20 protein-coding genes and 1 pseudogene are annotated in these 20,289 nt (G+C 71.8%); 15 read left to right on the top strand and 6 right to left on the bottom strand.

The features are described from left to right. The first annotated feature begins 10 nt into the window (after positions 1–10). The 7 genes from ACOWU6_RS06370 (at position 11) to ACOWU6_RS06400 (ending at position 6,496) form a co-directional block, all read left to right on the top strand. Positions 11–805 (top strand): TIM barrel protein, encoded by a 795-nt coding sequence (locus ACOWU6_RS06370; RefSeq protein ID WP_421075126.1) that lies wholly within the window; start codon positions 11–13, stop codon positions 803–805. After that, positions 802–2,367, top strand: coding sequence for a GMC oxidoreductase (locus ACOWU6_RS06375; protein ID WP_421075127.1), 1,566 nt, complete (start codon positions 802–804; stop codon positions 2,365–2,367). Before ACOWU6_RS06370 ends, ACOWU6_RS06375 begins: the two co-directional genes overlap by 4 nt. 100 nt (positions 2,368–2,467) lie before the next feature. Continuing rightward, on the top strand, positions 2,468–2,866 hold the full coding sequence (locus ACOWU6_RS06380; RefSeq protein WP_421075128.1) for a C-glycoside deglycosidase beta subunit domain-containing protein: 399 nt from the start codon (positions 2,468–2,470) through the stop codon (positions 2,864–2,866). Continuing rightward, positions 2,863–3,969, top strand: a complete 1,107-nt coding sequence (locus tag ACOWU6_RS06385; protein WP_421075129.1) for a sugar phosphate isomerase/epimerase family protein — start codon at positions 2,863–2,865, stop codon at positions 3,967–3,969. The genes ACOWU6_RS06380 and ACOWU6_RS06385 overlap by 4 nt, the downstream gene beginning before the upstream one ends. Then, the gene (locus tag ACOWU6_RS06390; RefSeq protein WP_324013669.1) at positions 3,966–5,000 is read left to right on the top strand and encodes a sugar phosphate isomerase/epimerase family protein; all 1,035 of its coding nucleotides are present in this window, start codon (positions 3,966–3,968) and stop codon (positions 4,998–5,000) included. Before ACOWU6_RS06385 ends, ACOWU6_RS06390 begins: the two co-directional genes overlap by 4 nt. A gap of 11 nt (positions 5,001–5,011) precedes the next feature. Continuing rightward, positions 5,012–5,443 (top strand): C-glycoside deglycosidase beta subunit domain-containing protein, encoded by a 432-nt coding sequence (locus ACOWU6_RS06395; protein WP_421075130.1) that lies wholly within the window; start codon positions 5,012–5,014, stop codon positions 5,441–5,443. Positions 5,444–5,494: 51 nt separating this feature from the next. After that, the gene (locus ACOWU6_RS06400) at positions 5,495–6,496 is read left to right on the top strand and encodes a sugar phosphate isomerase/epimerase family protein (RefSeq protein ID WP_271172994.1); all 1,002 of its coding nucleotides are present in this window, start codon (positions 5,495–5,497) and stop codon (positions 6,494–6,496) included. Positions 6,497–6,858: 362 nt separating this feature from the next. Here ACOWU6_RS06400 and ACOWU6_RS06405 read toward each other — a convergent pair. The 4 genes and pseudogenes from ACOWU6_RS06405 to ACOWU6_RS06420 all read right to left on the bottom strand — a co-directional run. Then, positions 6,859–7,446, bottom strand: a pseudogene (locus ACOWU6_RS06405) (nuclear transport factor 2 family protein); the annotation flags it as partial. Further along, positions 7,347–8,720 carry a restriction endonuclease subunit R gene (locus tag ACOWU6_RS06410; RefSeq protein WP_421075131.1) on the bottom strand — a complete coding sequence of 458 codons (1,374 nt, stop codon included), beginning with the start codon at positions 8,718–8,720 and terminating at the stop codon, positions 7,347–7,349. The pseudogene ACOWU6_RS06405 and the gene ACOWU6_RS06410, both read right to left, overlap by 100 nt. Next, entirely contained in the window at positions 8,717–9,601 is an 885-nt protein-coding gene (locus ACOWU6_RS06415; RefSeq protein WP_421075132.1) for a ThuA domain-containing protein, read from the bottom strand. The genes ACOWU6_RS06410 and ACOWU6_RS06415 overlap by 4 nt, the downstream gene beginning before the upstream one ends. 66 nt (positions 9,602–9,667) lie before the next feature. After that, positions 9,668–10,933, bottom strand: a complete 1,266-nt coding sequence (locus tag ACOWU6_RS06420) for an ROK family protein (protein ID WP_271172990.1) — start codon at positions 10,931–10,933, stop codon at positions 9,668–9,670. A gap of 103 nt (positions 10,934–11,036) precedes the next feature. Here ACOWU6_RS06420 and ACOWU6_RS06425 point away from each other — a divergent pair, with 103 nt between their 5' ends. From ACOWU6_RS06425 to ACOWU6_RS06445, 5 genes are all read left to right on the top strand, one after another. Then, positions 11,037–12,077, top strand: a complete 1,041-nt coding sequence (locus ACOWU6_RS06425) for a Gfo/Idh/MocA family protein (RefSeq protein ID WP_421075133.1) — start codon at positions 11,037–11,039, stop codon at positions 12,075–12,077. Continuing rightward, positions 12,074–12,829, top strand: a complete 756-nt coding sequence (locus ACOWU6_RS06430; RefSeq protein ID WP_421075134.1) for a hypothetical protein — start codon at positions 12,074–12,076, stop codon at positions 12,827–12,829. Before ACOWU6_RS06425 ends, ACOWU6_RS06430 begins: the two co-directional genes overlap by 4 nt. 1 nt (position 12,830) lies before the next feature. Next, positions 12,831–13,748: an alpha/beta hydrolase gene (locus ACOWU6_RS06435; protein WP_421075135.1), complete on the top strand. Its 918-nt coding sequence runs from the start codon at positions 12,831–12,833 to the stop codon at positions 13,746–13,748. Between the two features lie 146 nt (positions 13,749–13,894). After that, positions 13,895–15,454: an MFS transporter gene (locus ACOWU6_RS06440; protein WP_421075136.1), complete on the top strand. Its 1,560-nt coding sequence runs from the start codon at positions 13,895–13,897 to the stop codon at positions 15,452–15,454. Continuing rightward, positions 15,451–17,004 carry a GMC oxidoreductase gene (locus ACOWU6_RS06445; RefSeq protein WP_421075137.1) on the top strand — a complete coding sequence of 518 codons (1,554 nt, stop codon included), beginning with the start codon at positions 15,451–15,453 and terminating at the stop codon, positions 17,002–17,004. The genes ACOWU6_RS06440 and ACOWU6_RS06445 overlap by 4 nt, the downstream gene beginning before the upstream one ends. 190 nt (positions 17,005–17,194) lie before the next feature. Here the strand turns inward: ACOWU6_RS06445 and ACOWU6_RS06450 are convergent, their stop codons facing one another. Then, on the bottom strand, positions 17,195–17,650 hold the full coding sequence (locus ACOWU6_RS06450; protein ID WP_421075138.1) for a nuclear transport factor 2 family protein: 456 nt from the start codon (positions 17,648–17,650) through the stop codon (positions 17,195–17,197). Between the two features lie 88 nt (positions 17,651–17,738). Here ACOWU6_RS06450 and ACOWU6_RS06455 point away from each other — a divergent pair, with 88 nt between their 5' ends. From ACOWU6_RS06455 to ACOWU6_RS06465, 3 genes are read left to right on the top strand one after another with little or no spacing between them, the layout of a single operon-like run. Then, positions 17,739–18,137, top strand: coding sequence for a C-glycoside deglycosidase beta subunit domain-containing protein (locus tag ACOWU6_RS06455; protein WP_421075139.1), 399 nt, complete (start codon positions 17,739–17,741; stop codon positions 18,135–18,137). Next, on the top strand, positions 18,134–19,045 hold the full coding sequence (locus ACOWU6_RS06460; protein ID WP_421075140.1) for a sugar phosphate isomerase/epimerase family protein: 912 nt from the start codon (positions 18,134–18,136) through the stop codon (positions 19,043–19,045). Before ACOWU6_RS06455 ends, ACOWU6_RS06460 begins: the two co-directional genes overlap by 4 nt. Positions 19,046–19,079: 34 nt before the next feature. Further along, entirely contained in the window at positions 19,080–19,565 is a 486-nt protein-coding gene (locus tag ACOWU6_RS06465) for a hypothetical protein (RefSeq protein WP_421075141.1), read from the top strand. Positions 19,566–19,596: 31 nt separating this feature from the next. Here the strand turns inward: ACOWU6_RS06465 and ACOWU6_RS06470 are convergent, their stop codons facing one another. Next, on the bottom strand, positions 19,597–20,232 hold the full coding sequence (locus ACOWU6_RS06470) for a TetR/AcrR family transcriptional regulator (protein ID WP_421075142.1): 636 nt from the start codon (positions 20,230–20,232) through the stop codon (positions 19,597–19,599). Positions 20,233–20,289 lie beyond the last annotated feature (57 nt).

A 20,289-nucleotide genomic window follows, 5' to 3' on the forward strand; every position in this document is an offset into this window, starting at 1 on the left:
AGGAGGACCGATGTACCAGCTCGCACCGAATATCGAACTGCTCTTCACCGAGGCCGGCGACTACCCGGAGCGCGTGCGCGCGGCGGCGGCGGCCGGGTTCGACGCCGTCGAGATGTGGGGGCCGACCGGGGTCGACGCGCCCGCAAAGCCCAAGGACATCCCGGCGCTCCGCGCCGCGCTCGAGGAGACGGGAACGCAGCTGACCGCGCAGCTCGCCGAGCCGCGCACGCAGTTCATGATCCCGCCGTGGGACCACTCGGAGTTCTTCCGCAAGCTCGACGAGGGCGTCGAGATCGCGCGCGCGCTCGGATGCCCGCGCATCGTCGTGGGCAGCGGGACGGGCTTCGGCGGCTGGAAGCGGCAGGTCCAGCTCGACAAGCTCATCGAGATCTACCGGACGGCGATCGCGCAGATCGACGGGTCGGGCGTCACGCTCGTGCTCGAGCCGGTGAACGTGCGCGTCGACCACCCCGGCTCGCTGCTCGACCGCACCTCCGAGGCCGCCTACGTCGCGCGCGGCGTCGACTCGCCCGCGTTCGGCGTCCTCTACGACATCTACCACTCGGCCGTCGAGGGCGAGGACATGGCGGCGGAGCTCGCGGGCGCGGGCGACCTCGTGAAGTACGTCCAGCTCGCCGACGCCCCGGGGCGCGGCGAGCCGGGAACGGGCGAGCTCGACTGGGACGAGCGCCTCGGCATCCTGCGCACGTCGGGGTACGACGGCCCGATCGGGCTCGAGTACTACCCGACGGTCGAGTCGTCCGCATCGGTGCGGCGCATCGTTGAAGCGGCGGCCCGCGCATGAGCCGCTACCCGAACGAGGTCGACGTCGTCATCGTCGGCTCGGGGCCCACGGGCGCCGCCTACGCGCGGATCCTCTCCGAGCGCGCGCCGGGGGCGCGGATCGCCATGCTCGAGGTGGGGCCGACCGTGTCGGACCCGCCCGGCGCGCACGTCAAGAACATCGTCGACGACGCCGAGCGCGCCCGCGCGCAGGTGCGCTCGCAGGGCCCCGCGGCGGAGACCGCCACCGTGACGAACCCGGGCGCGGTCAAGGCGGGGCAGCGGCGCGCCCGCGCCGGCACCTACCTGCTCGATGACGGCTACGCCCAGGACGGCGAGGACGGCCTCCCGGTGGCCGCGTTCTCGAGCAACGTCGGGGGCATGGGGGCCCACTGGACCGCCGCGTGCCCGCGCCCCGGCGACAGCGAGCGCATCGACTTCCTGGACGAGGACGGCGCCCTCGACGAGCTGCTGTCGGAGGGCGAGCGCCTCCTGGGCGTCACCTCCGACGCCTTCGACGCCGCACCGTTCTCCGGGCTCGTCCGCGAGCGCCTGGCCGCCGAGGTCGACGCGGAGCGGCCAGCGGACCGCCGCGTGCAGCGGATGCCGCTGGCCGTGCACCGTCGCGACGACGGGCGCCTCGTGTGGTCGGGATCCGACGTCGTCTTCGGCGACGTCACGCGCGCGAACCGCGGGTTCTCGCTCCACGACGAGTCGCTCGTCACGCGCGTGCTCGTCGCCGACGGCCGCGCGTCGGGTGTCGAGGTCCGCGATCTCCGCGACGGGCAGACGCATCGGATCGCCGCCCGGTTCGTCGTCGTCGCGGCCGACGCGCTGCGGACGCCCCAGGTGCTCTGGGCGTCCGGCATCCGCCCCGAGGCCCTCGGCCGCTACCTCAACGACCAGGCGCAGATCGTCTTCGCGTCGCGTCTGCGCGACGTCGAGGCGCCCGCGACCCGGGAGGACGGCGACGGCGCTCTCAGCGAGACGAGCGGCGTGAGCTGGGTGCCGTTCACCGACGACCTGCCCTTCCACGGTCAGATCATGCAGCTCGACGCGTCGCCCATCCCGCTCGCCGATGACGACCCTGTGGTGCCGGGCTCGATCGTCGGGCTCGGGCTCTTCTGCGCGAAGGACCTGCAGGCCTTCGACCGGGTCGCCTTCGACGACTCCCGGGTCGACGCGTACGGGATGCCGGCCATGCGCATCCACTACACCCTCACCGATCGCGACCGCGCGGTCATCGAGCGCGCGAGGCGCGAGATCGTCCGACTCGGGAATGCGGTCGGGGAGCCGCTCGACGACCGCCCCTTCGTCATGCCCCTCGGGTCGTCTCTGCACTACCAGGGCACGGTGCGGATGAGCGCGGCGGACGACGGCGCCTCCGTGTGCGACCCGCACAGCGAGGTCTGGGGCGTGCCGGGGCTCTTCGTCGCCGGCAACGGCGTCATCCCGACGGCCACGGCGTGCAATCCGACGCTGACCGCGGTCGCGCTCGCGGTGCGCGGCGCTCGCCGCATCGCGGAGCGGCTCAGCCCGCAGACGGCATCCGAGCAGGTCTCGGGAGCCGTGGCCGCAGGCTGAGACCGCCTCGAGGGGCTCCGGGCCCCACCAGGCCTTGACTTAGGTAGAAAAGAAGCATTAGTCTGACGGAAGTCAGACAAAGACGTCTTGGAGGACATCCGTGATCCCCGATCGCATCATCGAGCCCGGCACGTTCAGGACCGACGGCGCGCGCGTCGCGGTCGACGTGCGCATCCCCTGGTACCGCGCATTGCCCGCGTCGTGCATCGCCGGCGCCACGCTCACGGTCGACGGCGTCGAGGCGCCGGCCGACTCGCTGCGCTGGCGTCTCAACGGCGAGGAGCGCACCTTCGCCGACATGGTCGACGACACCGAGAGCTGGTGGTTCCCCGTCGACTCCGCCGTGCTCTCCGGCGACCTCCCGGTGCCCGCGGACGACGCGGAGCACCGCGTCGAGGTGGGCCTCACCCTCTACATCCCGTACATCATCATCGGCGACGACGAGACCCTCCACATCGAGGAGCGCGACGCCAAGACCATGAAGGCGGCAGCCGCATGACGAACCTCGGCGCGCCCATCCAGGGCGTCACCCTCTACAGCTTCACGCGCGCGTTCCACGGCCGCGAGTACGACCTCGAAGGGCTCATCCGCAAGGTCGCAGCCGAAGGCTACGGCCCCGGTCTCGAGATCATCGGCTTCTCGAGCTTCCGCGGCTTCCCGGAGGTCGACGACGCGTTCGCGGGCCGCTTCCGGGATCTCGTCGCCGAGACCGGCCTCGTCACGACCTCGCTCGCGATCAACGCCGACATCGGCATCCACCGCGACCGCCTGCTCGACCAGGACGAGCTCATCGCGTACATGCGGAGGCAGATCCTCGCCGCCGCCAAGCTCGGCTTCCCGATCGCGCGCGTGCAGATCTCGATCACGCCCGACTCGATGGAGGCGCTCGCTCCCATCGCCGAGGAGCACGGCGTGACGCTCGCGCTCGAGGTGCACGCGGACCAGTACGCCTCCCATCCGCGCATCCTCGCCCTGCGCGACCGCTACGAGAAGGTCGGCTCGCCGTTCCTCGGGTTCACGATGGACTGGGGCGCCACCGTGACCGGCTTCGCGCCGTCGCTCATCGAGGCGTACCGCCGTCGCGGCGCATCGGAGGAGCTGCTCGGCGAGGTCGTGGACCTGTGGAGCGCGTTCTACGAGCAGGGGCCGCCGGCCGACCAGGCCGAGCACGGACAGCGCTTCGGGCGCTTCATCGGCCTCGCGGCCCAGCACGGGCAGCCCGAGTTCGGCATCGACTTCGGCATCAACGGCACGGGCCTGTTCGGCCCTGCCCGCGTCGACGACTGGCTCGAGATCATGCCGTGGATCAAGCACGTGCACGGCAAGTTCTTCGGCATCGACGAGAACGGCGAGGAGCCGTCGGTTCCCGTCCGCGATCTCGTGACGCTCCTCGTCGAGAACGGCTACAACGGCGCGATCTCGAGCGAGTACGAGGGCTGGCACTGGAACCACTGGCAGTCGCCCTTCGAGATCATCGCGGGCGAGCAGGCCGTGCAGCGCTCCGCGGCGGAGGCCGCGGGCAGCCGCATGGTGACGGAGGCCGCGCAGGCGCGGACCCAGCTGGCAGCGTGGCTGCCTCGAACGGAGGGAGTGAGCGCATGACGAGCGAGGGCATCGCCGGCACCGGCATCCGCCTCGGAACCACCCTGTACTCGATGACGAGCGAGTTCGCGGCGGGGCTGTACACGCCCGAGACGCTGATCGCCGCCGTCGCCGAGAACGGCATCGGGCCGGGTGTGGAGTTCAACATCGCGCAGCTCCTGCGCACCTACCCGGATGTCGACGCCGAGTTCACGAGGCTCTGGTTCGACACGCTCGAGAAGCACGAGCTCGAGCCGAGCGCGGTCGGGACGAACCTCGACATGGGCCGCCGCAAGGATCGCGACATGACCCCCGACGAGGAGTTCGACTTCTTCTCGCGGCAGCTCGCCACGGCGAACACGCTCGGATTCCGGAGGATCGTCATCCGCTCGGCCGGCAAGGAGCTGCTGCGTCGCCTCCTGCCGCTCGCGGAGAAGTACGACCAGCGCCTGGGCTACGAGATCCACGCACCGCAGGGCCCCAACGATCCGAAGATCCTCGAGATCCGCGCGATGTACGAGGAGCTCGGATCCGAGCGCCTCGGGTTCACGGCCGACTTCTCATCGACCATGCACAGCCTGTCGCCGACGCTCCTGCGCACGCTGCGGACGATGGGCATGCCCGAGAAGTACTTCCCGGTCATGGACGAGATCTGGCGGAAGCCGCTGCCCATGCACGTGCGCAATCAGGAGTTCGAGGACTTTCTCACCGCGGAGGGCTTCGACTTCCTCCGGTTCGGGCCCTTCACGCGCCTCGCCTTCAACATGCACGGACTCGTGCCGCCCGAGGAGTGGCTCGACATCATGCCGCAGATCTTCCACGTGCATGCGAAGTTCTACGACATCGGGGCGGACGGCGAGGAGCCGGCCATGGACATCCCCCGCATCGTGCGCCAGTTCGTCGAGGGCGGCTACGAGGGCTTCCTGTCCAGCGAGTGGGAGGGCCACGCGTTCTCCGACCTCGGCGAGGCCGACCCGATCGACCTCGTCCGGAAGCAGCACGCGCTCATGCGCCGCGCGATCGAGGAATCCGTCGCGGCGGCGACGGTCTAGGAGGAGACGACATGGCCACTCACAACTCCCTGTTCTCGGAGAAGGACGTCACGCGCCGCGACGACGGCATCGCCGTCTCGATCCAGCTGCCGTGGTACCGCAGCCTCTGGCTGTCTGCCGTCGACGACGTCGACGTCACCGTCAACGGCGTCGTGATCCCCAAGGAGACGCTGCGCTTCGAGCTGCAGGGGCGCTCGTACACCGTGGCGGAGCTGCCCGACCAGTGGGACACCCTCTGGTTCGTCGCCGACCGACCTGACATCGTCATCCCGTTCGAGGGTGTCCTCGACGGCGGCGTGCCTGCCGTGGGGGAGCGCATCACGGTCGAGGTCGTGCTGACCATGCGCCTGCTCTACATGCAGATCGCGCCGGGGGTCGACGGCGGGCCCGGCCGGTATGTGACCAACCGCGTGCCGGTCGAGCGCGAGCTCGTGCTGGCCTGACCGTCGGTCCGCGAGTAAGTTGTAATCAACGACAATCGGGAGGAGTTCGCGATGGCGCGACCGATCACGCTGTTCACGGGCCAGTGGGCCGACCTGCCGTTCGAGGAGGTGTGCCGCCTCGCGGGGGAGTGGGGCTACGACGGCCTCGAGATCGCGTGCTGGGGCGACCACCTGGATCCGTGGCGCTGGGATGACGACGCCTACGTCCAGGGCAAGCTCGACACGCTCGAGCGCCACGGGCTGAAGGTGTGGACGATCTCGAATCACCTCAAGGGGCAGGCGGTCTGCGACGACCCGATCGACCAGCGCCACCGCGACATCCTCCCGGACGTCGTCTGGGGCGACGGAGATCCTGAGGGCGTGCGCCAGCGGGCGGCCGAGGAGATGAAGAACACCGCGCGCCTCGCGGCGAAGCTCGGCGTGAAGACCGTCACGGGCTTCACGGGGTCGTCGATCTGGAAGTACGTCGCGATGTTCCCGCCGGCGAGCGACGAGATGATCGCGGCCGGCTACCAGGACTTCGCCGACCGGTGGAACCCCATCATCGACGTGTTCGAGGAGGTCGGCGTCCGCTTCGCGCTCGAGGTGCATCCGTCGGAGATCGCCTACGACTACTGGACGGCCAAGGCGACGCTCGAGGCGATCGGGCACCGTCCGGGCTTCGGGATCAACTTCGACCCGTCGCACTTCATGTGGCAGCAGCTCGACCCGGTGGCGTTCGTGCTCGACTTCGCCGACCACATCTTCCACGTCCACGTGAAGGAGTCGGTGACGAACCTCGACGGACGCAACGGCGTGCTCGGGTCGCACCTGCCGTGGGCGAACCCGCGACGCGGCTGGACGTTCGTGTCGACGGGCCACGGCGCCGTGCCCTGGGAGCCGCTGTTCCGCGCGCTCAACGCGATCGGCTACGACGGCCCGACGAGCGTCGAGTGGGAGGACGCGGGCATGGACCGTCTGCAGGGCGCTCCCGAGGCGCTCGCGTTCGTGCGCAAGCTCAACGCCATCACGCCGCCCGCTGCGTCGTTCGACGCGGCGTTCTCGACGAAGTAGCGCCCGCAGAGAGCCGCCCCGGAGCCCATCATGGGCTCCGGGGCGGCTCTCTGCGCGGAGGGAGGATCAGGCGAAGGTGTCCTCGAAGGTCGCGTGCGGGACGGGCGGCACCGGCTGAGCTTCTGGCGCGTCGACGGGCTGTACGGGTGGTTCCTCTCGGGGACGGGCTCGTCGGCGGGAGGCATGAAGACGGGCTTGCCGTCATCGCCGAAGTACATGAGGTCGAGCTCGAAGGCGTGCTGGTTCTTCTCGCCGAAGCTCACCCAGTTCTCCTCGAACGGAGCCCGGGCCAGCTCGTAGCACCGGAACTTCCAGATGCGCCATTCGCCGTCCTGGCGGAGGAAGTCGATCGCGTACTTGCACCACACCCAGTGAGCCCAGACCCGCTTGCCCGCCACGAGGCCGGGCGAGTACATGTACTCCGGGCTCTCCTTCGCCACCTCGACGTCGGTCAGACCGGACTCCGTTCCGGCCATGAGCCACACGCCCTTCGCCGTCTTCCCGTCCGCGGCCACTTCGATGACGGGCGTCGTCGTGGCATGGAGGATGAGCTTGCCGACCGGCGCGGGGCGGCCCTGGTGGTAGCGGGTGACGCTGTCGTAGTCGGTGTACTGCCCGGCGTTCGTGTAGCGCGCGCGAATGCCCTCGGTGCCGCGCTTCACCCACAGCGGGATGATCTGCTCGTCCTGGAACGCGTTGTGCAGGTACATGTACCTGTTGAAGAGGTTCTCGATCGCGCCGCGGTCGTGCGCGGCCTGCGCGGTTCGCTGCGCCTCGGCGAGCTGCGCGCGCAGGTCGGCGACCTGCTCCGCGAGGTCGTGGATGGTCGGTTCGGCCATGGTGAGCTCCTTCACTCGGGGGATGGTGCGCCCAGCGCCTCGCGCGCGAGCGCGAGGTGGGCGCGGGTCGTCTCGGTCGGGTCGTCGTCGAGCCACTCGTGCCCGCCCCATTCGCTGCAGAGCGTGCCGCGGAAGTCCGAGCCGCGCAGCAGCGCCCCGAGGTCGCGGATGGGCGCGCTGACCCGGCCGTCGTCGTCCTCGAGGTCCCAGAACTTGAGGTGGAAGGCGCCGACGAGCGGCAGGATGGGGCGGAGCACGGCGGCCTCGGATCGGCCGAACCGCACGATGAGGTTCATGAAGAGCGTCCGCAGCTCGGGCGGCACGTCGCCCGCGCGCAGGGCCGCCGTCACCGCCGCCGAGGTGCCCGGGTCGCGCCACTCCTCGCGGAGCCGCGCGTGCAGGGCGGGCGGCAGCGCCGACATCCGCTCGAGGTAGGTCCTCGGGAGCGCGGGCATGAGCATGCTGATGTCGACGAGGAGGCGCACGTGCGGGTCGTCGATCGCGGCGACCACGTCGACCGCGGCGGCCTCGCGCTCGGGCGTCTGGTGCCCCTGCATCTCCTCGTAGAGCGTGAGGTCGAGCGCCTGCAGGGTCGGCAGGAGCCGGCGCAGCAGGGCCTCACTGGCCTGCCCGATCGGCAGCCGCACGCCCTCGGCGCCGAGGGCGTGCGCCGCGTGCAGCTGCGGCAGCAGGAAGGCGAGCCGCTCGTCGTCCGATCGGCGCCTGCCGTCGCCGGTCCAGTCGTCGATGCTCGCTCCGGCGATGCTGACGCGTCCGCCCACGTCGGCGATGCGCGTGCCGAGCCCTGCCGCCTCGTCAGCGGATGGCGCGGGGAACGATCGGAGGGACTGCCCGAGCTCGACCTCGAGGACATCGGCCGTGCCCTCGGCGGCGATCGCGACGGCGATGTCGGGCGCCGAGCGCTCGGCGCGGATGACCTCGGGCGTCCAGTTGAAGGCACTCGCGGCGAGCGTCCATCGGCCCGCTGCCGCGGCCGTCCGCTCCGGCGCGCGCGGCGCCGCGGCGGGGGAGGGAGCGGGCGGCGCCGCATCGAGTTCGAGCACCCGCCGCGCGCGGAACGGCAGCACGAGCGGATGGCCGGGGGTGCCCGGGAGATAGGGGATGAGGAGCGAGAACGCGACCTCGACGTCGTGACGGCCGTCGGCAAGCGGCCCCGGAGCCACCACCTCGACGCGGTCCTGCAGGAACCACCACTCCGGGTGGCCCTCGCGCACCCGCGCGCCGACCGGCTCTCCGTCGACCGAGACCGCGAGGTCCTGAAGCGATGACAGAGGGAGCGAGCGGATCCACGGCAGCGACAGGCGCAGGGCGAACCCCTCCCGATCCGAGACGAGCGCGTCGTCGCGGAGCACGGGGAGCGTCATGCGCCGCCCTTCTGCGTCGCGGGCTCGCCCGCCGCGACCCACTCGTCGAACATGCGGCGCACCATCGGCTCGAGCGTCGTCGGCCACCAGTCGCCGCCCTCGACGGGCTCGCCCAGATCCTCGGGCGTGGGGATGGTCACCTCCCCCGTCGCCGCCCACTCGGCGGCTCGCGGGAAGAGCGCGCGGAACGCGGGGTGCCCGATCGCCGCGACGTCGTGGCCGATGCCGATCGAGGCCGAGCGGCCTGCGCCGTACTCGACCGTCCAGGCGACGGGGTGCTCCTCGCCCATGCCCGGCAGCGCGCGCCACTGGGCGGGCACCTGGGTGTAGCGCAGCGGGTTGTCCCAGCCGGTGAGCAGGATCGTCTTCCGCACACCCTCGGGCCAGCGCAGGCCGACGTAGAGGTCGTCGCCGTAGTGCGGGAACTCGGCGGGCCATCCATCCGTGATGGGGTGCGCCTCGGCCGTGCGGAGGAGGAAGTCGTTGTTCGGCGCCCGCCGCGAGGTGTCCTCGCGCATCACGCCGCCGAGGAGGCGCTCGTACTCGGGATCCCAGCCGACGCCTCCCGCGAGGGTCGGGTGGTAGGCGATGAGGCCCTTGCCCGAGGCGACGAAGTCGAACAGCGCGCGCTCGGTCTCCTCGCCGAAGCGCTCCTCGGGCACGTCGCGCCAGGGGTCGCGCCGCCCGTAGTAGTTGAGGACGACGAGATCGTATGGGCGCAGCGTCTCGGCGGTCGCGCCCCGGAACTCCTCGGAGACCCGGACATCGAAGCGCCCGGTCGACTCCAGCAGCGCGACGAGGGCCCGAGTGGTCTTCCGCCAGTCGTGGTGGACGTCGGTCATCCCGGTGACGATGAGCGTGCGGATGGGCTTCGGGGTCATGACACTCCTTCGTGTGACTTAGACCCAGAAGATACACACTTCCGTCGTTTTTCGTAAGAAGCGGTCTCAGGCCGCGGCGAGCACCCCCTGGATGGTGGGCCGGCCGTCCGCGAACCAGCGCGGGAAGGTCGCGTCGAACAGCTGCTCGATCGCGAGCTGCGCGCCGCCGCGGATGGGCTCGGTCGGGTCGTTCGCGGAGTTCACGATCTGCAGGTCGCGGGTCGCGAGGGGCAGCGAGAGCTCGTACACGCGCTGGCGCACCTCCGCGAGGAAGACCTCGCCCGCAGACGCGATCGCACCGCCGATGACGATCACCGCCGGGTTGAACATGTTGACGAGCGTCGCGATCGACTCCCCGGCGACGCGTGCGGACTTCTGGATGAGCGAGATCGCGAGCGCATCGCCGTGGGTGGCTGCGATCGCGATGTGCTCCGGGGTGAGCTCCTCGTCGTTCTTGACGAAGTAGGCGAGGGCTCCGTCGTCGCCCTCCGCCACCGCGCGTTGCGCGTCGCGGATGAGCGCCCATCCGCTCGCGACGGCCTCGAGGCAGCCGATCTTGCCGCACCGGCACAGCTCCTCCGAGCCGAGCACGCGCACGTGCCCGATGTCGCCGGCCGCGCCGTTCGCGCCGCGGTGGAGGTGCCCCTGCGAGAGGAGCCCGGCGCCGATGCCGGATCCGATCTTGCAGAAGATGAGGTCGACGTTCTGCGCACGGCGGCGGTCGCGCTCGCTGAGCGCGAGGAGGTTCACGTCGTTGTCGACCCACACGGGCGCGGAGAACCGCTCCTCGAAGCGCGCTCGGACGTCGAATCCGCTCCAGCCGGGCATGATCGGCGGAGCGACCGGGCGCCCCGAGCTGAAGTCGACGGGCCCGGGGACGCCGACGACGACGGCCCAGATCGGGGCGTCCCCCGTCTGCGCGAGCACGGTCTCGGCCATCTCGATCGCGGCGTCGAGCGTCGCGTCCGGCCCGCGTGTGATGTCCCACGGCGCGTGATCGTCGGCGATCACGCGCCCGTCGAGATCGGTCACGCCGACGCGGATGTGCAGGGCGCCGAGGGCGCACACGAGGATGCGCGCCTGCTCGGATCGGAAGCGCAGCACGCGGGGCGCGCGCCCTCCGGAGGACGGGCCCAGCTCGGCGTCCTCGAGGAAGCCCGCTTCGATCGCGCGGTCGACGCGCTGCGACACGACGCCGCGCCCGAGTCCGGTCAGCCGGCCGATCTCGGGCCGCGTGGTGGCCTCGCCGGTCCGGACGAGATTGACGATCCGCAGCAGGCTCGTGACCTCGTCGGTCTGGGCCCCGAATCGGAGGGTGGACTGGTTCGCCATCCTCGGATTCTGGCACAGTGCCCGCGAGATCGCGCGATCTATTGTCGATCGCGCCGAAACTTACGTGTACTTTTAACGTAAGTGCGCACGACGAGGAGGTCGCATGCCCACAGGAGTCGGGATCATCGGCGCGGGCCCGGGCGCGGCAGCGCTCCACGTTCCCACCCTCGCCCGCCTGGGCGATCGCTTCGCGGTCGTGCACGTCGCGGACGCGGGCAGTGGGCGCGCGGCCGCCATCGCGGCACCGCTGGGAGCCCGCGCCTCCTCGAGCGCCGAGGAGCTGCTCGCCGACCCGGCCGTCGAGGTCGTCGTGATCGCGTCGCCGCCAGAGCGTCATGCGGGCCAGGTTCTCGCGGCGGTCGCGGCCGGCAAGCGCGGCGTCCTGTGCGAGAAGCCGCTCGCTCTCGCGCACGGCGAGGTGGACGCGGTGCTGCGCGCCTGCCGCGAGGCCGGGGTCGCGCTCATCGTGGGGACGAATCACCTCCACGACCCCGCGTGGGGGCGCGCCAAGCACTTCCTCATCGCACGGCGCGAACGGGTTCAGAGCATCTCCGTCACGGTGTCGCTGCCGGCCAACGAGCGCTATCACGCGGCGGTGACCGAGTTCGCGGACCGCGGCGTGGCCGCGCCCGCGCGCTCGGCGCCCGACTGGTCGGATACCGGCTTCGCTGCGGCGGTCATCCGCCAGCTCGTCCTCGGCCTCGCGATCCACGACGCCCCGCTGCTGCGCGATCTCGCGCCCCGCCTCGACAAGGTCGTGTTCGCACGCCCCGTGCCGCCGATCGGATACGCGATCGGATTCCGCGCGGGCGACGTGCTCGTGCAGCTCGCGACGGCGATGGTGCCCGACGGTGCCGAGGCGCTGTGGCGCGTCTCCATCCGGACGGAGGGGGATGGCGTCGAGATCGACTTCCCGCCGTCGTTCGTGCACGACGGCTCCGCCGAGGTGCGGATCCGGCATGACGACGGCCGGCTGATCCGCCATCCGCGCGCTGCGGACGACGGCTATGTCGCACTCTGGCGCGCGTTCGCGGCGGCACTGGATGGCGACGCGCCCATCGAGTACGACGAGATCGCGGCCGACGCGCACTACGCGATCGATCTCGCGGATGCGGTCGCGGACGCCGTGCGGAGCGCCGCATGATCGGCGGGGACCTCGCGTCCGCGCGGGAGTCCGCCGACCGCTTCCGGGTCGCCGCGATCGAGCTGCCGCTGACGGTCGGTCCCGGCCGCGGGCGCACCGCGGAGCCCGGGGGCGAGCGGGTGGTCATGGTCGACGGCGCCGACGGGTGGGTCTCGCGGCTGCGCGACGCTCTCGCAGGGAGCAGCCGCTCGACGTCGCCGCTCGTCGCCGAGCCGGTGTCCGTTCCGGCCGAGGCGCTCGACGTGCTCGGCGCAGCGGAGTGCGCGGTCGAGCGCGAGCGGCTGCGCCCGCTGCCGGACCAGGCGTCCCGCGCGGCTGCCGCGGCTCGCGCGGTCGTCGTCGAGGCGGCTCTGCCGACCGACGCGGCGGCGGAGTGGCTCCGCGACGCGATCGGCTGGGGCCGGGTGCTCGCCGGGCCTCTCGCGCCGTCCGCGTGCACGCACAGCTCGGCCGGCGTCCTCGCCCTCCTGGCGACGCCCCACGGGGTCCCCGTGACGCTCCTCGCGGGCGCGACCTCGGGCCATCCGGCGATCGTCGCGCGGACGCTCGGCGAGCAGCGGGTCGAGGTGCGCGTCGATCCCCGTGGCGTCGACGTGCGGGTCGCCACGGCGGACGGCGAGCTCGTGCTCCCCCGGGTGCGCGAGTCCGCCGCGCGAGCTGCCCTGCGGCGTGCGGTGCACGGCGGGGCGACCGACCTGTCCGACCTCGTGCACGACGAGCGCGTGCGCGCCGTCCTCTCCGAAGGGAACTGACATGAGCGACGCCGACGCAGCCGGCCTGCCCGACTTCCGACGCCTCCCCGTGCGCGAGGCCATCCGATGGCTCGCCGAGCACGGGGAGCCGGAGGATCCGCGCCCCGACATCGACACGGCGTCGCTCGAGCGGCGGTTCCCTCATCTGCGCGGGATCGAGACGGTCGAGCACACGGTTGACGGCGCGCAGGGCGGCGTGCCCGTGCGGCTCTACCGGCGCCCCGGGGCGGAAGCGCGCGTCGCGCTCGTCTGGGTGCACGGCGGCGGGTTCATCGGCGGGCACCTCGACATGCCGGAGTCGAACTGGGTGGCCAGGGAGCTCGCGGCACGCGGGATCCCCGTTCTCGCGGTCGACTACACGAAATGCCTCGGCCAGGCGCACTTCCCCGCGCCGTCCGACGATGTGCTCGTGGCCTGGCGCTCCGCCCCTGCCCTGCTGGGGCTCCCGGCTGATCGCCTGGTGCTCGGCGGGGCGAGTGCGGGCGGCAACCTCGCGGTCGGCGTGGCCGCGCGTGTGCGCGACGGCGCAGAGGGGCCCCTGCCGGGCGGGCTCCTGGCCGTCTACCCTGCGCTTCACGCGAACAGCGCGAACCCGGGGGTGCCGCTCGATCCCGCATCACCCCATGCGCAGCTCGCCCTGAACTTCGCGGGCTCCGTCGACGCCCTGAGCGATCCGCACGCGTTCCCGGGCGAGGGGAGCGGCGCGGGATACCCGCCCGCGCTCGTCGTCGTCTGCGAGCGAGACGCGCTCCGGGCATCCGGCGAGTCGTTCGCCGGGTCGGTGCGTGCGGCCGGAGGGACGGTCGAGCTGCACGTGGAGCCGGGCGCCGCGCATGGTCACATCGACCAGCCGGGCAACGCGGGTGCGCTCCGCACGCTCGACGTCGTGAACGACTGGCTGCACGCACGTCAAGGATGACTTTCGACCTACTTATGTAGTTTTTCTACTGAAGCTGATATGCTGGCGGGGACATCGGGGCCCGCGAGGGCTCGTTCCCGTCGGCGCCGAGGCCGACGGGGCACACCAGGTCGAGTCGACAGCCCGGTCGTACGGGCCATCCGCTGATGAACCTCTCTCCGCTCCGCATCCGACTCCTCGTCGGCGCGCTCTTCGTCGTGTCGTTCCTGGGCGCGCTCGACCACACGATCGTCTCGACCTCGCTCGCGACGATCGCCGGCGAGCTCGACGCGCTCGCGCAGATGAGCTGGATCATCGTGGCCTACACGCTCGCGAGCACGGTGCTCATGCCGGTCATCGGCCGCCTCGGCGACATGATCGGCCCGCGCCTGGTCTTCCTCGTCTCGCTCGCGGTGTTCCTCGCGGCGTCGCTCGCGTGCGGCTTCGCCACCGACATGACGGCGCTCATCGTCGCGCGCGTCGTCCAGGGCATCGGATCGGCGGGTCTCCACCTCATGTCGCAGACGATCGTCGCGCACGTGACGACGCCCCGGCAGCGTGCGCGGTACATGAGCGTCATCGGCGCGGCCTTCCCGGTCGCGATCCTCGCCGGCCCCGTGCTCGGCGGTGTGATCGTCGACACGTGGGGATGGCCGTGGGTCTTCTGGATCAATCTGCCGCTCGGCGGAGCGGCGCTCGCGTTCGCGGCGTTCGCGCTGCCGCACGTCGACAGCGGGGCGGAGCGGGGGCGCATCGACATCGCCGGGGCCCTCGCGTTCGCGGTCGCCATGGTCTCACTCGTGCTCGCGGTCACCTGGCTCGGCGACCCCGCCGCGCTCGGCGCCGGCCTCGCGTGCGCGGCGCTGTCGGCGGCGGGCTTCGCGGTCTTCGTGCTCGTGGAGTTCCGCGCATCGCACCCGCTCGTTCCCCTTCGCCTGTTCGCCGACCGCCGGATGGCCGCGTCGACCGCTCTCTCCGCGGTCATCGGCGTCGGGCTCTTCTCGGTCACGGCGTACCTTCCGACGTTCTTCCAGATGGCGTACCGCACGAGCGCGACGGTCTCGGGTCTCGTGCCGATCGCCACGGTGTTCGGGATGCTCGTGTCGAGCCTGTTCAGCGGATGGCTCGTCGGGCGCACGGGGCGCTACCGGCGCTTCGCGATCGCCGGTCCGCTGCTGGCGTCGTTCGGCCTCGGAGCGATGGCCGTCCTCCCGCTCGGGCTGCCGCTGTGGGTGCCGATGGCGCTCATGGCGCTCGTCGGCATCGGCACGGGCCTCTTCATGAGCCTCGTGGTCGCGGTCGCGCAGAGCTCGGCGCCGCGCTCGGCGACCGGGGCCGCGACCGCTGCGGTCAACCTCGTCCGCCAGATCGGCTCCACGGTCGCGACCGCGATCGTCGGAGGCGTGATCGGCGCCGGCGTGGCCGCCGCCCTCGTCTCCGAGGTCGCCGCGCTCACGCCGCAGGAGGTGCACGCGGCGCCCGCGGCCGTGCAGGACGCCGTCGCCCGCGCGTACGGCGACGTCATGGGGCCCGTCTTCGGCGCTCTCGCGCTCGTCTACCTCCTCGGCTTCGTCATCGCGCTCCTCCTGCCTGCCGGGCGCCTCTCGGACGAGCACGCCCCTGCCCATCCGCCCGCCGCAGAGCCGACCCGCCTCGTCGGGCGCGGCCATCCGATCCCCCAGGCCGCCGCAGGCGGCCCCGCCTCACCCCGCGAGGAGACCCCATGAACGCCCAGCCCGTCATCGCCGTCGTCGGCAGCGGACCCATCGGCTCGACCTTCGCGCGCGAACTGCTCGAGCGTCATCCGCGCGCCCGTGTGGTCATGTTCGAGGCCGGTCCGCAGCTCACCGCCGTGCCGGGGGAGAGCGTGCGCAACATCCCGTCGCCCGACGAGAAGGCGCGGGCGCGCGAGCTGTCGCAGGGCCCGCAAGCGGGCGCCCTGCGCGAGTCGCTCGGCATCCCTGCCGGAACGGTCGTGGAGGGGATGTTCACGGCGCGCCAGGGCACGCATCTGCTCGACTTCGGCGGGGAGGGCGCCGCGCACGCGCCCACATTCCCGGCGGCCGCGGCCTCGACGAACGTCGGCGGGATGGGCGCCCACTGGACGTGCGCGACGCCCCGCCCCTCCGGCTCGGAGCGCGTCGACTTCATCGACGACGCGGAGTGGGATGCGCTCATCCAGCGCGCGGAGGAGCTCCTGCACGTGCAGAGCGCCGCGTTCGCCGACTCGGCCGTCGGCGCGGCCATCCGCTCGCTGCTCGAGGAGGCAGCGGGCTCCGACCCCGCGCCGAGCACGCTGCCGGTCGCGGGAGACCCGCAGCCCGACGGCACGGTCCGCTGGGCCGGCGCCGACGTCGTGCTCGGCCCGCTCGCCGACCCGGGCTCCCCGCTCGCGGCGCGCTTCGAGCTGCGCGACCTGTCGCTCGTGCGCCAGATCGTCGTCGACGGCGCGCGCGCGACCGGCGTCGTCGTCGAGGACCTCCGCACGCGCGAGACCGCGACGGTCGAGGCCGACCTCGTCGTGGTCGCTGCCGACGCATTCCGCACCCCGCAGCTGCTCTGGGCGTCGGGCATCCGGCCGCGCGCACTCGGCCGCTACCTCACCGAGCACCCGGTCGTCATCTCGACCGTCGCGCTGTCCGGCGATCAGATGTCGCGGTTCGCCTCGGAGGCCGATCTCGAGGCGGAGCTCGCGCGCCGCGCGGCGAACCCGGTCGACCCCGTCGCCGCCGTCAATCGCATCCCGTTCGCCGAGCCGGGCCATCCGTACTCCCTGCAGGTGATGTACGCCGAGCAGCCCCCCTTCCCGCTCGATGAGAGCCATCCGCACGCCGGCAACCGGTGGGGCTACGTCAACATGGGCTACGGGATGCGCAAGCGCCCGCGCTTCGAGGACGGCGTCACGCTCTCGGACGACGAGCTCGACTACCGCGGACTGCCGAACATGACCATCGAGTACGCGCTCGGCCCCGAGGAGGAGGCCGAGATCGCCGACGCGACCGAGCGCCTGCGCCGCATCGGCGAGGGGCTCGGCGTCTTCATCGCCGAGCCGCGGCTCATGCCCAACGGGTCGAGCCTGCACTACCAGGGCACCACCCGGCTCGGCGTCGCCGACGACGGCACCTCGGTCGCCGACCCGCACTCGCGGGTGTGGGGCTTCGAGAACCTCTACGTCGGCGGCAACGGCACCATCCCGACCGCGACGACGATGAACCCGACGCTCATGTCGGTCGCGCTCGCCGTGCGGGCCGCGCAGGACGCCGCGGCGCGCCTGTAAGACCGCGCCGGCCGATGCGGGGGCGTCGGCCGGCGTGCGGGTTCGCCTGTCGTTCGCCCCGGAACGCGGCAGACGGCCATCCGTTGGACGCGAAACGCGGCAGGAGTCCCAGGCTCCTGCCGCGTCCTGCGTCGATCCGCGCCCGGTTCGCCGCGAAACGCGGCGGCGGCCGAGGCGCCCGAGCGGGCCCTCAGACCGTCGGCGTGCGCCCCTTCGCGCGGGCGGCGCGCTCGGCGTCGGCGAGGATGCCCGAGTCGAAGTACTCGCGCTGCAGGATGATCCTGCCGTCCTCGACGCGCAGGAGGTGCACGAACGACTGCGGGTACGGCTCGCCCAGGAACGTCGCCTCCGGCACCATCCGGCTCGTCACGAAGAAGAGCGAAGGATCCTCGCACGCGAAGATCTCGAGGTCCTGGTGCACGCAGTTCGCGAACATCCCGGCGTTGCTGACCGTGTTCGCCACGATCTCGTCGCGCCCCTCCCATCGGGTCTTGGGCAGCTCGCGCGGTGCGAAGGGCAGCTCCTTGACGCCGTCGGGGTGCCAGAGCGCGATGCGCTCCTCGGGGTTGTCGAGGTTCGACGAGAAGAAGGCCTCGACCACCGCGCGATTGCGCGCGCGGAGCTCGTCGGCATCGGATGGCGTCATTGCGGATCCTCTCAATGTTGGCTTCACGCAAGCTTATGACTATTCTCGACATAAGTGAGCCCCACGACGGGGCGCGAGAGGAGCGAGGATGCTCGAGAAATCCCTCATCCAGTCGAAGGGGTTCCGCAACGTCGGCGGAGACCGCGCGACCGGATTCCAGCTGCGGGTGCGCAGCCCCTACTACCGCGGCGTCTGGGCGAACCTGCTCGAGGAGCCCACGCTCGTCGTCGACGGCGAGGAATTCGGCGCCTCCGACATCACGTGGGGCCTCCCGAGCGGCGAGTACTCGTTCGCGCAGCTGCGGGAGTCGACGGATGTCCGCTGGCCGCTCGAGCACGCGGCGGTGCTGACGGTGACGAAGGACGGCGGCCTCGCGCCAGGCGTCCACGACGTCTCGTTCACTCTGCGCATGCGCATGTCGTACATCCCCGAAGAGCTCCAGCCGCAGGCCTGGACCGCGACCCGGAAGGCGGTGATCGTCCGATGAGCGCTCTCCCGTTCCAGCTGGGCGTCTCGGTCTACAGCTACACCGGCGACTTCGGCGTCGTCATGGACCTCGACGGCTGCGCGCGCGACATCGCCGATCTCGGCGCGACCGGAATCGAGATCCTCGGCGAGGGCCATGTCGAGAGCTACCCCCAGCCATCCACGGCCTTCATCGATGCGTGGCACGCCCGCAATACCGAACTCGGGCTCACGCCGACCCTGTACGGATCATGGCTCGACACGCGCCGGTTCCCCGGGCGCGGCATGACCGTCGAGGAGGGCGCCGAGCAGCTCGCGCTCGACCTGCGTCTCGCCGCGACGCTCGGGTTCTCGTTCGTGCGCCCCAAGATCGGCGTCGTGACGAGCGACCTCCAGGTCGATCCGATCTGGGACCAGGCCGTCGAGCGCAACCTCGACCTCGCGCACGACTTCGGCATCACGATCTGCCCCGAGATCCACTGGCCGTCGGTCATCAGGTCGCCCGTGGTCGACGAGTACATCGCGTTCATCGAGCGCACCGGCACCGAGAACTTCGGGCTGCTCATCGACACGGGCGTGTTCCAGAAGAGCATGTTCCGCCGCGAGGAGCCCGGCATCACGTCGCAGCTCGGCACGGGCGGCGCGCCCGCGTTCCCCGTCGTGCCGGTGGTGCCGGTCTCCGATCTGCGCGACGTCATGCCGTACACGGTGTACTTCCAGGCGAAGTTCCACGAGATCGACGACGAGCTCGTCGACCACCACATCCCGTGGGCCGAGATCATCGACGTCGTCCTCGAATCGGGCTACACGGGCTGGCTCTCGAGCGAGTACGAGGGGCACAAGCACCCGTACCGCGCCTCGGATCAGCTGCGCCGCCAGCACGCGCTCATCCGCACGCTCGCGACGGAGCGCCAGGCCGCGGCGCGTTGAGCGTCGTCTGAGGTTCGGATGGTCTCCTCGAGTCATGCGCACCCGCATCGCACTCGAGGAGACCCGTCCGACTGAAGCCCGCGCCGAGCGCGCGACGGCACCCGCTCGCCCGAAGCGGATCGCGCCGCCGCGGCGCGCCGCCCTGTGGCTCGGCATCTGGCTCGCGGCGGGTCTCGGCGCGGGCGCGGGCGCCCTCATCTACGCGAGCCTCACCGGCCAGGCGTGGATCATGCCGACGGCGATCAGCGTCGCGGCGATCTCGGTCGCCGGGCCCATCCTCGTCGCCGGCTGGCTCATCGGCCGCGCGCTCCGCCGGGGCGCGGGCGCGCTCGGGCTCCTCTTCGCCCTCGGCATGCTCGCCGCGGGCGTCGGCATGGCGGCGTCGCTCGCCGCCGTCTCAGCGATCGGCTGGTCGGCGATGGCCGCCTCCGCCCTGGCGCTCGCGCTCATCGTGCGGTTCTCCGCGCGGCGGGGCGCCCGCGCGAGGCGCTCCGCGAATGCGACGCGCTCCGCGAAGTAGCGGTCGGCACCCGTTCAGCGGTGCAGGAGCGTCAGAGCCGGACAGGCTCGCCTGAGCGCAGGATGGTCGGGGCCAGGCGCTCGAGGTGTGCACGCGAGAGGGCGACGAGGTCGATTCGCCCGCCTGTCACGACCCACTGCAGCTGCAGACCGTCGCTCACCGCGATGCACTCGCGCGCGACCGCCCGGTAGTCGATGTCCGAGCGCAGCGCGCCTGCTTCGGCTTCCGCGGTGAACAGTGCCGCGATCTCGCCCACGACCCGCTCATACCGCGCCTGAAACAGCGCGTGCGCGGGGCTCGAGGCGTCGGCGGCCTCCGCGGAGACGAGGACGAAGAGCTCCATGAGGCCGGCCTGGTCCACGAACATCTGGCTGAGGCTCAGAAGGAGCCTCAGTGTGCGCGTGCCGTCCAGCTCGCCCTCCGCGGCTTCCGCGATGCTCTGCGCGACGTCGAAGCGGCGCTCGACGATGGCGAGCAGGAGATGCTGCTTCGTGGGGAAGTGATGGGTCAGGCCCGGTGTCGTGATGCCGACGTCGCGCGCGATCTCGGCAAGCGAGGTGCGGGAGTACCCGTTCTCGGCGAAGCGAGCGGAAGCGGCGTCCAGGATCCGTTCGCGGCGCTCTCTGCCCACCGCGTAGCTGCCGCGCTTGCGGGCTCCTGATGGCATGGCTCCACGCTAGCCGGAACGAAAACCTTGCATATAAGGTTTTGGGCGCATATGCTC

Origin of the sequence: Microbacterium sp. SA156 (assembly GCF_049065455.1) — a bacterium.
Taxonomy (GTDB): Bacteria; Actinomycetota; Actinomycetes; order Actinomycetales; family Microbacteriaceae; genus Microbacterium; species Microbacterium barkeri.

Excerpts from the sequence above, each read along its gene's own strand:
- ACOWU6_RS06370 (WP_421075126.1), top strand. The coding sequence starts at position 11 with ATGTACCAGCTCGCACCGAATATCGAACTGCTCTTCACCGAGGCCGGC.
- ACOWU6_RS06375 (WP_421075127.1), top strand. The coding sequence starts at position 802 with ATGAGCCGCTACCCGAACGAGGTCGACGTCGTCATCGTCGGCTCGGGG.
- ACOWU6_RS06385 (WP_421075129.1), top strand. The coding sequence starts at position 2,863 with ATGACGAACCTCGGCGCGCCCATCCAGGGCGTCACCCTCTACAGCTTC.
- ACOWU6_RS06390 (WP_324013669.1), top strand. The coding sequence starts at position 3,966 with ATGACGAGCGAGGGCATCGCCGGCACCGGCATCCGCCTCGGAACCACC.
- ACOWU6_RS06395 (WP_421075130.1), top strand. The coding sequence starts at position 5,012 with ATGGCCACTCACAACTCCCTGTTCTCGGAGAAGGACGTCACGCGCCGC.
- ACOWU6_RS06400 (WP_271172994.1), top strand. The coding sequence starts at position 5,495 with ATGGCGCGACCGATCACGCTGTTCACGGGCCAGTGGGCCGACCTGCCG.
- ACOWU6_RS06410 (WP_421075131.1), bottom strand. The coding sequence starts at position 8,720 with ATGACGCTCCCCGTGCTCCGCGACGACGCGCTCGTCTCGGATCGGGAG.
- ACOWU6_RS06415 (WP_421075132.1), bottom strand. The coding sequence starts at position 9,601 with ATGACCCCGAAGCCCATCCGCACGCTCATCGTCACCGGGATGACCGAC.
- ACOWU6_RS06420 (WP_271172990.1), bottom strand. The coding sequence starts at position 10,933 with ATGGCGAACCAGTCCACCCTCCGATTCGGGGCCCAGACCGACGAGGTC.
- ACOWU6_RS06425 (WP_421075133.1), top strand. The coding sequence starts at position 11,037 with ATGCCCACAGGAGTCGGGATCATCGGCGCGGGCCCGGGCGCGGCAGCG.
- ACOWU6_RS06430 (WP_421075134.1), top strand. The coding sequence starts at position 12,074 with ATGATCGGCGGGGACCTCGCGTCCGCGCGGGAGTCCGCCGACCGCTTC.
- ACOWU6_RS06435 (WP_421075135.1), top strand. The coding sequence starts at position 12,831 with ATGAGCGACGCCGACGCAGCCGGCCTGCCCGACTTCCGACGCCTCCCC.
- ACOWU6_RS06440 (WP_421075136.1), top strand. The coding sequence starts at position 13,895 with ATGAACCTCTCTCCGCTCCGCATCCGACTCCTCGTCGGCGCGCTCTTC.
- ACOWU6_RS06445 (WP_421075137.1), top strand. The coding sequence starts at position 15,451 with ATGAACGCCCAGCCCGTCATCGCCGTCGTCGGCAGCGGACCCATCGGC.
- ACOWU6_RS06450 (WP_421075138.1), bottom strand. The coding sequence starts at position 17,650 with ATGACGCCATCCGATGCCGACGAGCTCCGCGCGCGCAATCGCGCGGTG.
- ACOWU6_RS06455 (WP_421075139.1), top strand. The coding sequence starts at position 17,739 with ATGCTCGAGAAATCCCTCATCCAGTCGAAGGGGTTCCGCAACGTCGGC.
- ACOWU6_RS06460 (WP_421075140.1), top strand. The coding sequence starts at position 18,134 with ATGAGCGCTCTCCCGTTCCAGCTGGGCGTCTCGGTCTACAGCTACACC.
- ACOWU6_RS06465 (WP_421075141.1), top strand. The coding sequence starts at position 19,080 with ATGCGCACCCGCATCGCACTCGAGGAGACCCGTCCGACTGAAGCCCGC.
- ACOWU6_RS06470 (WP_421075142.1), bottom strand. The coding sequence starts at position 20,232 with ATGCCATCAGGAGCCCGCAAGCGCGGCAGCTACGCGGTGGGCAGAGAG.